At 52.5% G+C, this 12047-nt stretch carries 8 protein-coding genes, 5 tRNA genes and 1 rRNA gene; 8 read left to right on the forward strand and 6 right to left on the reverse strand.

The features are described from left to right. Window positions 1–92: 92 nt before the first annotated feature. Both rrf and NNL38_RS00175 read left to right on the forward strand, forming a co-directional pair. Window positions 93–208: ribosomal RNA gene (rrf, locus tag NNL38_RS00170) — 5S ribosomal RNA — on the forward strand. A gap of 14 nt (window positions 209–222) precedes the next feature. Then, window positions 223–299, forward strand: a tRNA-Asp gene (locus NNL38_RS00175). Between the two features lie 434 nt (window positions 300–733). Here NNL38_RS00175 and ilvY read toward each other — a convergent pair. Continuing rightward, a complete protein-coding gene (gene ilvY / locus NNL38_RS00180) occupies window positions 734–1603 on the reverse strand; it encodes an HTH-type transcriptional activator IlvY (RefSeq protein WP_255389036.1) in 870 nt (289 codons plus the stop codon). A 140-nt stretch (window positions 1604–1743) separates the two neighbouring features. Here ilvY and ilvC point away from each other — a divergent pair, with 140 nt between their 5' ends. Next, a complete protein-coding gene (gene ilvC, locus NNL38_RS00185; protein WP_255389038.1) occupies window positions 1744–3228 on the forward strand; it encodes a ketol-acid reductoisomerase in 1485 nt (494 codons plus the stop codon). Between the two features lie 104 nt (window positions 3229–3332). Here the strand turns inward: ilvC and ubiK are convergent, their stop codons facing one another. From ubiK to NNL38_RS00205, 4 genes are all read right to left on the reverse strand, one after another. Further along, window positions 3333–3593 (reverse strand): ubiquinone biosynthesis accessory factor UbiK, encoded by a 261-nt coding sequence (gene ubiK, locus NNL38_RS00190; RefSeq protein ID WP_255389039.1) that lies wholly within the window; start codon window positions 3591–3593, stop codon window positions 3333–3335. Between the two features lie 125 nt (window positions 3594–3718). Next, entirely contained in the window at window positions 3719–6838 is a 3120-nt protein-coding gene (locus NNL38_RS00195; RefSeq protein WP_255389040.1) for a multidrug efflux RND transporter permease subunit, read from the reverse strand. A gap of 12 nt (window positions 6839–6850) precedes the next feature. After that, a complete protein-coding gene (locus NNL38_RS00200; protein WP_255389041.1) occupies window positions 6851–7957 on the reverse strand; it encodes an efflux RND transporter periplasmic adaptor subunit in 1107 nt (368 codons plus the stop codon). Between the two features lie 24 nt (window positions 7958–7981). Next, window positions 7982–8527 (reverse strand): TetR/AcrR family transcriptional regulator, encoded by a 546-nt coding sequence (locus NNL38_RS00205; RefSeq protein WP_255389042.1) that lies wholly within the window; start codon window positions 8525–8527, stop codon window positions 7982–7984. 236 nt (window positions 8528–8763) lie between these two features. Here NNL38_RS00205 and rep point away from each other — a divergent pair, with 236 nt between their 5' ends. Continuing rightward, on the forward strand, window positions 8764–10779 hold the full coding sequence (gene rep, locus NNL38_RS00210) for a DNA helicase Rep (RefSeq protein ID WP_255389043.1): 2016 nt from the start codon (window positions 8764–8766) through the stop codon (window positions 10777–10779). A gap of 99 nt (window positions 10780–10878) precedes the next feature. Here rep and NNL38_RS00215 read toward each other — a convergent pair whose 3' ends face one another. Then, window positions 10879–11289: a c-type cytochrome gene (locus NNL38_RS00215; RefSeq protein ID WP_255389044.1), complete on the reverse strand. Its 411-nt coding sequence runs from the start codon at window positions 11287–11289 to the stop codon at window positions 10879–10881. Between the two features lie 293 nt (window positions 11290–11582). Here NNL38_RS00215 and NNL38_RS00220 point away from each other — a divergent pair. The 4 genes from NNL38_RS00220 to NNL38_RS00235 all read left to right on the forward strand — a co-directional run bounded on the left by NNL38_RS00220 (window position 11583) and on the right by NNL38_RS00235 (window position 11991). Next, window positions 11583–11659: transfer RNA gene (locus NNL38_RS00220), tRNA-Arg, on the forward strand. A gap of 29 nt (window positions 11660–11688) precedes the next feature. After that, a tRNA-His gene (locus NNL38_RS00225) sits at window positions 11689–11764 on the forward strand. A gap of 65 nt (window positions 11765–11829) precedes the next feature. Further along, window positions 11830–11906 (forward strand) — tRNA-Pro (locus tag NNL38_RS00230). Window positions 11907–11915: 9 nt separating this feature from the next. Further along, a tRNA-His gene (locus NNL38_RS00235) sits at window positions 11916–11991 on the forward strand. Window positions 11992–12047: the final 56 nt, after the last annotated feature.

Genomic DNA, 12047 nt, shown 5'->3' on the forward strand with positions numbered 1-12047 from the left:
CTCCGCAAGCACTTGAATGACGTGTTTGAGAACACTGGTCAGATTTTCCGAGATTGTATCTTCCGCCGAAGGCGTAAGATAAACAGAATTTGCTTGGCGACCATAGCGTTATGGACCCACCTGATCCCATGCCGAACTCAGCAGTGAAACGTAACAGCGCCGATGGTAGTGTGGGGCCTCCCCATGTGAGAGTAGGACATCGCCAGGCTTCCAATTTAGTGCGGAGTGGTAGTTCAGTTGGTTAGAATACCGGCCTGTCACGCCGGGGGTCGCGGGTTCGAGTCCCGTCCACTCCGCCAATTATCAAGTCCCTAGCAGGAATGCTGGGGATTTTTGTATGCACAGTACAAGAGCGGTAGTTCAGTTGGTTAGCTTCTTTACCTTGAAAGCAGCGGCCTGTCACGCTGCCGAAGGCAATCGCGGGTTCGATTCCCGTCCGCTCCGCCATTTACACTAAACCCAAGCAGAAATGCTTGGGGTTTTTATACCTGTCATACCATTCTGGAAAATTAATAGGTCAGGTCAATTCATTCCCGTGAGCACATCTGTTTGACCTGTTATACCAATCGCAGTAAATAACTGCTCATCCTAGCTTGTTCAAACGCTCGATAACTGCGCTAGAATTTTTGATTGTAGAATAACTACTTATCTAAAAATTCCGCCTTGTTCTCAAACATTTTTCCAGCGCTATTTCTGATCACTTATTTACTTTGATTGGCTAAACAGCGTTGTCTTAGCCAACGAGTTCAAACATGGCTTTGAGCAGGGGCTCTGCAGCGCGGTTTTTCAGGCAACACAGCCCCAGCTCCATGGCTGCAATGGACTCGGACTTCAGGCGATCAACTTTCTCTTTCACCGGACTGTTATCGATCACTACATCGGGTGCGACCCCGATACCGTATCCAAGCGCGACCATACTGACAATAGCTTCATGGCCGGAAATCTGGGCGTAAATATTTGGCCGGATATGCTTGGCAGCCAACCATTGGTTGGCCAGGGTACGGGCGGTACCGGATTCTGGCAGGATCAGGGGGGTGTGGGCCCAGTCGACTTGTTCACCGAGAAAGCTTGTCCCGGTCGGGTTAAATTTTGGCGCGATCACGGACAAAGAGACGTTGTCGATGGGTTTGAAGGCCAGAGAGGTAGCCATTCTGTCCTCTTTGGCAGCAATGGCAATGTCTGCACTGCCATCTAACACCTTTTCAATCGCCTGGGCCGGGTCGCCGGTGATCAGCTGAATTTCGATATTGGGATATTGCTGGCGAAATCGCGCCAGGAGATCGGGCAGGTGGCTGTAACTGGCGGTGACAGAGCAGAACAGGGTCAGTTTGCCTTTGAGCAAAGTTGCATCATCGCGCAATGTCGTCTTGATGGTTTGCCACTCGGTGACAATTTGCATCGCCACCGGCAATAAGGTTTCGCCGGCCGGCGTCAGGGTCACGGCTTTATTATTGCGGATAAACAGTGCCTGGCCGATCTCATCTTCCAGCCGCTGAATGATCCGGCTCAGCGCCGAGGGACTGATATGGACTGCGGTGGCCGTTTTGCTGAAATTCCGGCTGTCACACAAATGCAGAAAATAGTTGAGATGCTTAATATCCATTGCTCATCCATGTTGCAATAAACGCAAGTAGTGATTGTTAATATATCACTTTAGGCAATTTATACCCTGATCTATTATCAAATCAATGCAAAGGAAAACGCTTTCTTTGCCACGGAATTAAGTCTTGATGGAGCATAAAAATGGCGAATTACTTCAATACCCTAAACCTACGCCAGCAGTTAGATCAGCTGGGCCGCTGCCGCTTTATGGATCGCGCTGAGTTTGCAACGGAAGCCGATTACCTGAAAGGCAAAAAAATTGTGATTGTCGGCTGTGGTGCCCAAGGTCTGAACCAGGGGCTGAACATGCGTGACTCAGGTCTCGATGTGGCGTATGCACTGCGCCAGGCGGCGATTAATGAGCAGCGTCAGTCGTACAAGAATGCCAAAGAAAACGGTTTTGAAGTAGGGAGCTATGAGCAACTGATCCCGCAAGCGGACTTGGTGGTGAACTTGACCCCAGACAAACAGCACACCAACGTGGTGGAGACGGTGATGCCGCTGATGAAACAAGGGGCAGCACTGGGTTACTCACACGGTTTCAACATTGTTGAAGAAGGAATGCAGATCCGTCCGGATATTACCGTGGTGATGGTGGCGCCGAAGTGCCCGGGCACTGAAGTCCGTGAAGAATACAAACGTGGTTTCGGCGTACCGACTTTGATTGCGGTTCACCCGGAAAATGATCCACAAGATGAAGGGTTGGAGATTGCCAAAGCCTGGGCGGCGGCAACCGGTGGTCATCGTGCCGGTGTTCTGGAGTCATCTTTCGTTGCGGAAGTAAAATCTGACCTGATGGGCGAGCAGACCATTCTGTGTGGCATGCTGCAAGCCGGCTCGATTGTCTGCTATGAGAAAATGGTCGCCGAAGGCGTCGACCCGGGCTACGCTGGTAAATTGCTGCAATTTGGCTGGGAAACCATTACCGAGGCACTGAAGTTTGGTGGCATCACCCATATGATGGATCGCCTGTCGAACCCGGCTAAAATCAAAGCCTATGAGTTGTCTGAAGAACTGAAAACCCTGCTGCGCCCGCTATACAACAAGCACATGGATGACATCATCGAGGGTGAATTTTCTGCCACCATGATGGCGGACTGGGCCAATGATGATACGAACCTGCTGGGTTGGCGTGCTGAAACGGCGGAAACAGCGTTTGAGAACTACCCGGAATCGGATGTGAAGATTGCCGAGCAGGAGTACTTTGATAACGGTATTCTGATGATTGCCATGGTTCGTGCCGGGGTGGAGTTAGCGTTTGAAGCCATGACGGCTTCCGGGATTATTGATGAGTCGGCGTACTATGAGTCGCTGCATGAGCTGCCGCTTATCGCCAACACCATCGCTCGTAAGCGTCTGTACGAAATGAACGTGGTGATCTCCGATACGGCGGAGTACGGCAACTACCTGTTTGCCAATGTGGCGACGCCACTGCTGCGCGAGAAGTTCATGCCGTCTGTGAAAACCGATGTGATCGGCAAAGGTCTGGGTGAAACCTCGAACCAGGTGGACAACCAGCAGTTGATTGATGTCAATGAAGCCATACGTAACCATCCGGTAGAGTGGATTGGTCAGGAGCTGCGCGGCTACATGACTGACATGAAGCGCATTGCCGTGGGTGACTAAATCCATCGTGTTGTGGCTGACGGACAACGTTGGCCACGGTACAGAGATGAAAAAGGCTTGGTGGAGACACCAAGCCTTTCTTATGTTAGGCATGTTGAACAGGGTTAGTCCTGATCTTTTTCATCGAGCTTGGCTTCAAGCACTGCCAGTTTCTGCTCCATTTCCGTCAGTTTCTGGCGGGTGCGCAGCAGCACCTGAGTTTGGACATCAAACTCTTCGCGGCTGACCATGTCTAGTTTACTTAGCTGTCCCTGGATGACCTGACGCACTTTGTGCTCAACATCATTGCCCAGCTCTTTGACCGGCTGTGGCATAGAATCGTGGATCTGTTTGGCGACCTGCTCAAGTTTCTTTGGATCAAACATCGCGGTGTTAACTCCGTAACGGCTTTCAATTTGTTGTCGTTATTTTATGCAAATCTGTTAGGGTTGTCGTCGATAATCGAAAATAAAAAAGGCCGCACGCGGCGGCCTCGTGAGATGGATGTCGATTAAACAACGTCCTGGGCTTTCAATGCATTACGCGCTTCGTCAGCCCGCTTAAGCTTTTCCAGATCTTTGTCCTCGACAAAAATTGGCAGTGGCTTGTGAACGCTGGCCAGATAAGTGTAAATCACCGGCAGGACGAACAGAGTAAACAGGGTCCCAATCGCCAGGCCGGAGACAATCACGATCCCGATACTAAAGCGCTGCGCAGCCCCGGCGCCGGTGGCGTACAGCAGTGGGATCAGACCAGCAATCATCGCTGCCGTGGTCATCAGGATCGGACGCAGACGGACTTTGGCTGCTTCCATAACGGCCGCCATGCGATCTTTTTGATGATGCAACTGCTCTTCCTTGGCGACCTCACAGATCAGGATTCCGTGTTTGGTGATCAGGCCAATTAGGGTGATGAGACCGACTTGTGAGTAGATGTTCATCGATGCTGCGCCCCAAGACAGCGCAATCAGTGCGCCACAGATTGCCAGCGGCACCGAGACCATAATTACCAGCGGATCACGCAGGGACTCGAACTGGATCGCCAGGACTAGGAAGATGATCGCCAGCGCCAAGCCAAAGGTGACGAACAGTGCGTTACCTTCGGTAACGAACTGGCGTGACTCTCCCATGAAGTCGTATTGGTAACCTGCCGGTAGTTTCTCTGCGGCATCGCTGATGAACCAGTCGATCGCCGAGCCCATTGCCGTGCCTGGTGCTGGTACGGCACCAATGGTCGCTGAGTTGAGCTGGTTGAAGTGCGGCAGTGCACGTGGCTCCGCAATGACATCGATGGTCACAAGGCTGCCCAGCGGAATAGATTTGCCATCGGCGGCACGAACATAGAAGCCATTCAGAGATTCCGGGTTGAGGCGGTACTTGCGCTCGACCTGCGGGATCACTTCATAGGAGCGGCCGTCTAGGTCAATCCGGTTGACGTAGCCATCTGCCATCATGGTGCTCAGGGTGATCCCGATATCCTGCATGGTGACGCCGTACGCACCGGCCTTGTCTTTGTCGATGCGGATCTTCATCGTCGCCGAATCATAGTTCAGATCCAAATCGGAGTAGACAAACATCGGGTTGCTTTTTACATCCGCCAGAATGTCAGTTGCGACCTGGAACAGGCTCTCGAAGTGGTTCGGCGTGGTGATGACGAACTGCAGCGGCAGACCTGAGCCGGCACCCGGTAGCTCCGGCATCTGGAAGGCTGTGATCGCCATCTCCGGCACATCTTTGACCAGCCCGGTGACGCGCTCAACTACTTCCGCCTGACTGGCTTCGCGCTCACTCCAAGGTACCATAGAGGCGATACCAAACGCCTGGTTGGAGGCTGGAACGCCGGAGAAAACCTGGGAGAAAGCCACTTCCGGTTGATCGGCCAGCATTTGGTTGACCTGGGCCATGGAGTTCTGGATGTAGTCCAGGTTGGCATTGGATGGGGCGGTACCCATCAGCATCAGTACCCCTTTGTCCTCCGCCGGTGCCAGCTCACTTGGAATAAAGCGGAACAACATCGGCAGACTGGCAAATACGATCACTGCAAATACAATCACCACCGGGCGCATTTTCATGATCCCGCTCAGCATCTTGGTATAGCGGTTGGTCATTCGATCAAGGAAGTCGTGCACGGATGATTCAAACTTGCTTGGCTTTTCATGGGCTTTGAGCATTTTTGAACACATCATCGGCGACAGGGTCAGGGCCACAATCCCAGAGACGAAGACCGCACCGGCCAGGGTCAGGGCAAATTCCTTGAACAGGGAGCCGGTGATCCCGCCCATCATCGCAATCGGCGCATATACCGCACCCAGGGTCAGGGTCATCGCAATCACCGGTACGGCAATTTCCCGGGTGCCTATAATCGCAGCCCGGAACGGTGATTCACCCAGTTTGATGTGACGGTCGACGTTTTCCAGTACCACGATTGCATCATCGACCACCAAACCGATGGCCAGTACCATCGCCAGCAGGGTCATCAGGTTCCAGGAGAAACCGAAGCTCTGCATCACCATGGCAACGCCGATCAGCGACAGCGGAATGGTAACAATCGGGATAATCACGGCGCGGAATGAGCCGAGGAACAGGGTGATCACCACCAGAACGATCAGCGCTGCTTCGGCGATGGTCTTGATTACCTCGTTGATTGACTCATTGATCGCGATGGTGGAGTCATACAGGATGTCCATCTGGATGTTGCTTGGCATGTTCCGTTGCAGCTCAGGTAGCAGTTCGCGGATATCCGCAGCGATGTTGATCGGGTTGGCGCTTGGTGTCGCATTAATCGCAGCTACCACAGCTTCCCGGCCGTTGGCTGAAGCCCGGTAGGCATCATGACTTTTCTCCAGGGTGACCTTGGCAATGTCGCCGAGGCGGATCACCTGGCCATCCTGGGTCGAGACGACCAGCTTTTCCAGATCATCGGTGTTCGTCACCTGGGTTTCTGCGGTGCCGTTATAGAGTACGTATTCGCCAATTGCCTGACCGGTCGCCGACTGGTAATTGTTGGCATTCAGGACGTTCATCACGTCTGATGCAGTCAGGTTATAAGCAGCCATTTTAGCCGGGTCTAACCAGACGCGCAGGGCATATTTCATTCCGCCGTACAAGTCGACTTTGGATACCCCGTTGACGGTGAAGAACTGCGGGTTGATTACTCGTTCCATGTAGTCAGTGATCTGGCTTGAGGCCAGTTCGTCACTGGTAAAGCCGATATACATCACTGCCGTTGTCGAGCCGGTCGACATGGTGACGGTTGGATCCTCAGCCTCTTTCGGCAGTTGGGAGCGTACCGAGTTGGTCTTGGCCAGAATATCCGCCAGGGCGGCATTCGGATCTGTATTGAGCTTCATGGTGACCGTGATAGTCGAGCTTCCCAGCACCGAAGATGAGGTCATGAAGTCGATGTTATCGGCCTGTGCAATGGCCTGCTCCAGCGGCTGGGTAATAAAGCCCTGGATCAGGTCAGCACTGGCCCCGTAGTAGCCGGTTGTGACGGTGACAACCGTATTGGTCATGTCCGGGTATTCTCGTACCTGCATTTTGAAAATGGCTTGCAGGCCGAGCAGGGCAATCAGAAAACTGATCGAGACTGCCAGGACAGGACGTTTAATAAAAACATCAGTAAAACGCATTAATCCTCCGGATTATAGCATTGGGGTTTCAGCAGGCACTTCCAGGGCATTGCTTTCGACAATGCGCACTTTGGCGTTATTACTCAGGCGAACCTGACCTGACGTGACCACCATATCACCGGCTTGGACACCTTCAAGTACATGTACGCTCGCTCCTTTCCGCTCGCCGGTTTTGACGACGGACTGACGAACGCGCAGCTCACCCTGATCACCTTTGTTCACCAGGTAGACATTATCGCCGTACAAGGTGAAGGTGATTGCGGTCTGTGGCAGGATCACCTGGTTTTCCTGGGTCGGCAGGATGATATTTGCCCGGGCGAACATCCCGCTGCGCAGCTGGCCGTTGTTATTCGGGATATCAGCTTGTACCTGAACCAGGCCACTCTGGAAGTTGACTGCCGGTTCAATTGCGCTGATTTTGCCGTTGAACGGGGTTTCCGGGTATGCGTCGACAAAAATCTCCACATCCTGACCGAGGTGGATATCTGAGATATCGGTTTGCGGCACAGTAAAGCGCAGGCGCATCAGGGTGGTATCTTCGAGGCGAACAATGTCATCGGCTGGCTGGATATACTGGCCCAGATAGACGTTGCGCAGGCCGACCACACCGTCGAACGGCGCTTTGATGGTCCGGCGACCGATGGTTGCTTTCAGGCTTTCAATATCGGCTGACAGAGAGAAGTAGGATGCTTCTGCATCATCATACGCTTCTTTCGAGATCGACCCTTTTTTGTACAGACCCTGGTAGCGAATATATTTGGCCTTGGCTGCTGGCAGGCGAGCCTCGGAACTTTTCAGGTTGGCTTTTTCCACCGAGGAGTCCAGGTAGACCAGTGGTTGACCGGCTTTCACGGTCGCCCCGGATTCAAAGTCAATTTTGTCGATCACGCCGGAGACTTCCGTGGTGATGGTGACCCCTTGATTTGGTTCGATAAAGCCGATGGCTTCAATCGCCGGCACCCAGTCAGCAGGCATCGCTTCCATCACCGTGACCGGAAATTCCGGCTCCGGCATATTGGCCATGTATTCCGCTATCTTTTGCTGCTTAAACAGGTTGAAACCGATAACGGTTCCAAACAGCAGCAGTGCGAGAAATAGCATTACTATCCATTTTTTCATTGTGTGGTGTGCTCCGGAGTTGCTTTAGTCATGCTGTGTTATGGCATCCCAGCAGGCTTCGAGAGCCGCCTCTCGGCTTTTCTCATCAACATGCAGGACACCGGTTAGGTGTTTACGTGCCAGACATGCACTGGGCTCAAGGCCGAGTACACTGAGTATTTCGTTGTCGAGCGGTTTCAACAGCCCCTGGGCTTTGCCTTCTTCAAACAGGCGATGCACTTTGGAAAACAGTTTTTGTTCGAGCTGTTGCTGCTCCAGGGTGTTACGCCGGGGCAGGTTCTCGAACTGACCACGATTGATCAGCGGGGCATCTTCCTGATACGCCATTGCCCAGATATTCAGCCACATGGTACGGAAACGTTCTTTCAGTGGCATGTCATCGGTAACGTTCTGGGTGACCAACTGGGCCACCCGGGACAGAATATGGTCGTAGAGCTGGTGCAGCAGGTCTTGTTTATCTTCGAAGTAGCGATAAATCGTCCCTGTTGCGACCCCGGCTTCTCTGGCGACCATCTGCATTGACAGGCCGTGAAACCCATAGTCCGCCAATAATTTTTCGGTTGCGCGCATGATGCGGGCTTTCTTATCACACATACGTGGTCACAAATGTAAAAAAAAGTGGTGAATGAACGTTCATTCATTATTTTAAGCAGCAAAGTATCTTATGCAAGCCATTTCTTACTTGTTGTTTGCGCCACCTTGTGGGTTCTTGTGCCGAGTTTCCGGACTGAATAGACAAGCTGTGATAACTCGCTACAATGCGCCTGCTGATCTTTTAATGACCAACGATGACACAGGATACGCCGATGAAACTGAACCCAAGGCAAACCGAAGCAGTAAAATACGTGTCTGGCCCCTGTTTGGTGCTGGCCGGTGCCGGTTCGGGAAAAACCCGGGTGATCACCAATAAAATTGCGTACCTGGTTCAGCAGTGTGATTATAAAGCCCGCAATATTGCGGCGCTGACCTTTACCAACAAGGCGGCGCGGGAAATGAAAGAGCGGGTCGGGCAGACGTTGGGCCGCCAGGAAGCCAAAGGACTGATGGTGTCGACTTTCCATACCCTGGGGCTGAATATGATCCGTCGCGAATACAAAGCTCTGGGTCTGAAGGCCGGATTTTCCCTGTTTGACGATCAGGACCAGATGGCGCTGCTCAAAGAGCTGACCGAGAAGCAGATCGATGGTGACAAAGATCTGCTCAAACAGCTGTTGTCGACCATCTCCAATTGGAAAAATGACATGCTATCGCCGGCGGATGCTAAATCGCATGCCAAATCTGAGAAAGATCAGCTGTTTGCCTTTTGCTATGAGATGTATCAGAAGCAGATGAAGGCCTATAACGCGCTGGATTTTGATGATCTGATCCTGATGCCGGTGCTGCTGCTGCGGGATAATCAGGAAGTACGTCAGCGCTGGCAGAACCGGATTCGTTATCTGCTGGTGGACGAATACCAGGATACCAACACCAGCCAGTACCTGTTTGTGAAGTTGTTGGTGGGTGAGCGCTCACGTTTTACCGTGGTTGGAGATGACGATCAGTCGATTTATTCCTGGCGGGGCGCTCAGCCGGAAAACCTGGCGCTGCTGAATCAGGACTTTCCGTCACTGAAAGTGATTAAGCTGGAGCAGAACTATCGTTCGACCAGCAGGATCCTGCGTACCGCCAATATTCTGATTGCCAACAACCCGCACATCTTCGAGAAAATCCTGTTCTCGGAAATTCCCGATGGCGAGCTGCTCAAAGTGATCACCGCCAAGAATGAAGAGCATGAAGCGGAGAGAGTGGTCGGGGAGCTGATTGCCCACCGCTTCCTCAATAACACTGCTTATAAAGACTATGCGATTTTGTATCGCGGTAACCACCAGTCTCGGCTGTTTGAAAAAGCCCTGATGCAAAACCGGATTCCGTACAAAATCTCCGGCGGGACCTCATTTTTTGCCCGGGCTGAAATCAAAGATATCATGGCCTATTTGCGCTTGCTGACCAATCAGGATGACGATAATGCATTTCTGCGTATTGTGAACACCCCGCGCCGTGAGATCGGCCCGGTCACCCTGGAAAAACTCGGTACTTATGCCAATATGCGGGGCAAGAGTTTGTTCGAAGCCAGTTTCGAGATCGGGTTGGAGCAACATCTGGGCGGACGCGGGCTGGAGTCTCTGCGCCGGTTTACCCGTTGGGTGGTTGAGCTGAGTGATAATGCCGAGCGTGGCGATACGGTGGCCGCGGTGCGGCAGCTGATCCGGGATATTAATTATGAAGACTGGCTCTACGAGAGCTCGGCCAGCCCGAAAGCCGCCGAGATGCGGATGAAGAATGTCTCCGATCTGTACAGCTGGATCACAGCTGACCTGGAGGGAGACAATTATGATCAGGAAGCCAAGAGCCTCAAAGAAGTGGTTCAGCGCCTGACCCTGCGCGATATGATGGAGCGGGGCGAGGACGATGATGATGCCGATCAGGTCCAGTTGATGACGCTGCATGCCTCCAAGGGGCTGGAGTTCCCGTATGTCTACTTGATCGGGACGGAAGAGGGGATCCTGCCGCACCAGACCAGTATCGATGAAGACAATGTCGAGGAAGAACGTCGCCTGGCGTATGTCGGGATCACCCGGGCCCAGAAGGAGTTGACTTTTACCCTGTGTAAGGAGCGGCGTCAGTTCGGTGAATTGCTCAAGCCGGAACCGAGCCGGTTCCTCTATGAACTGCCGCAGGACGACCTGGACTGGGAGACCGAGAAAAAACCGCTGAGCCAGCAAGAGCGGATGCAAAAAGGCCAGGCACATATTGCCAATATCCGGGCGATGTTTAACAAGTAGCGCCAAATTGCATGCGCGAGCAATAGGCGTTTTGATCAAAAAGGGTTGGCACTGAGCCAACCCTTTGTCGTTTAGGACCTTCGTGAATTGAGTACTGGCTTACAGCCCTTCAATCATATGATCGATTGCGGCAATGATTTCATCATCGCTACAGTCCATACAAGACCCTTTGGCCGGCATTGCATTGAAGCCGTTGATCGCGTGGTCGGCCAGCACATCTTTTCCTTTTGTCAGGCGTGCGGCCCAATCATCGGCGCTGCCTTTCTTCGGCGCTCCCATCACACCGCTGCCGTGACAGGCGACACAGAAGGTGCCATAGACGGCATCGCCGCTGCGAGGGCCCGCTGCGACGGCATCACCTGCCGGGGCATCGCCTTCCAGATAGACAGAGCCAACCGGCTTGATACGTTCTGCAATAGCTTCGTCTGACATATCAGCGGCCACGGCAGAGCCGGCAAAGGTCATTGCTGCTACTGCGGCTACGATTAGTTGTCGAAGAGATAATTCCATTGAGCTCACCTTACACTTCCAGATTCTTATGTGCGATTGCCACAGTCGTATTGCAAAAGTTGTTGTTAATCGTACTGTTGGGACAAGGCAGTGATTATGTAAAAGTTGTTTAAAATGTAAAAACCCGGTAATTATATCCCCTATTTTTCATGTGATAAACCAGATGGCTGTGTTTGTATGATGCGAATCAATAGTTATTTGGCTAGATTTACAGCGAACAATAAAAAAATTAAAAAAAAGACTAGACGAGGCAGGGCGTGATCCGTAATATTCACCTCCGCCGATAGGGCGTGGCGCCCGTAGCTCAGCTGGATAGAGCGTTGGCCTCCGGAGCCAAAGGTCGAAGGTTCGAATCCTTTCGGGCGCGCCATTCCGGTCTAGGACGGCAAAGAAATATTGGTGGCTATAGCTCAGTTGGTAGAGCCCCGGATTGTGATTCCGGTTGTCGCGAGTTCAAGTCTCGTTAGCCACCCCATTTTATAGTGGTATTGATTTATACTGATCAGTATCCAGGGGTGAAAACTCCATGCAGAACAAAGTCGGTGAATAGCGCAGTTTGGTAGCGCATCTGGTTTGGGACCAGAGGGTCGGGGGTTCGAATCCCTCTTCACCGACCACTAACAGCGGTGGCTATAGCTCAGTTGGTAGAGCCCCGGATTGTGATTCCGGTTGTCGCGAGTTCAAGTCTCGTTAGCCACCCCATTAATACAAGTCTTCGATAACGAAGCACTGTCGGTGAATAGCGCAGTTTGTAGTGC

The sequence above is a fragment of the Photobacterium atrarenae genome, assembly GCF_024380015.1.
In the GTDB taxonomy this organism is placed as follows: Bacteria; Pseudomonadota; Gammaproteobacteria; order Enterobacterales; family Vibrionaceae; genus Photobacterium; species Photobacterium atrarenae.

Excerpts from the sequence above, each read along its gene's own strand:
- NNL38_RS00215 (WP_255389044.1), bottom strand. The coding sequence starts at position 11,289 with ATGGAATTATCTCTTCGACAACTAATCGTAGCCGCAGTAGCAGCAATG.
- NNL38_RS00200 (WP_255389041.1), bottom strand. The coding sequence starts at position 7,957 with ATGAAAAAATGGATAGTAATGCTATTTCTCGCACTGCTGCTGTTTGGA.
- ubiK (WP_255389039.1), bottom strand. The coding sequence starts at position 3,593 with ATGTTTGATCCAAAGAAACTTGAGCAGGTCGCCAAACAGATCCACGAT.
- ilvY (WP_255389036.1), bottom strand. The coding sequence starts at position 1,603 with ATGGATATTAAGCATCTCAACTATTTTCTGCATTTGTGTGACAGCCGG.
- ilvC (WP_255389038.1), top strand. The coding sequence starts at position 1,744 with ATGGCGAATTACTTCAATACCCTAAACCTACGCCAGCAGTTAGATCAG.
- NNL38_RS00195 (WP_255389040.1), bottom strand. The coding sequence starts at position 6,838 with ATGCGTTTTACTGATGTTTTTATTAAACGTCCTGTCCTGGCAGTCTCG.
- NNL38_RS00205 (WP_255389042.1), bottom strand. The coding sequence starts at position 8,527 with ATGCGCGCAACCGAAAAATTATTGGCGGACTATGGGTTTCACGGCCTG.
- rep (WP_255389043.1), top strand. The coding sequence starts at position 8,764 with ATGAAACTGAACCCAAGGCAAACCGAAGCAGTAAAATACGTGTCTGGC.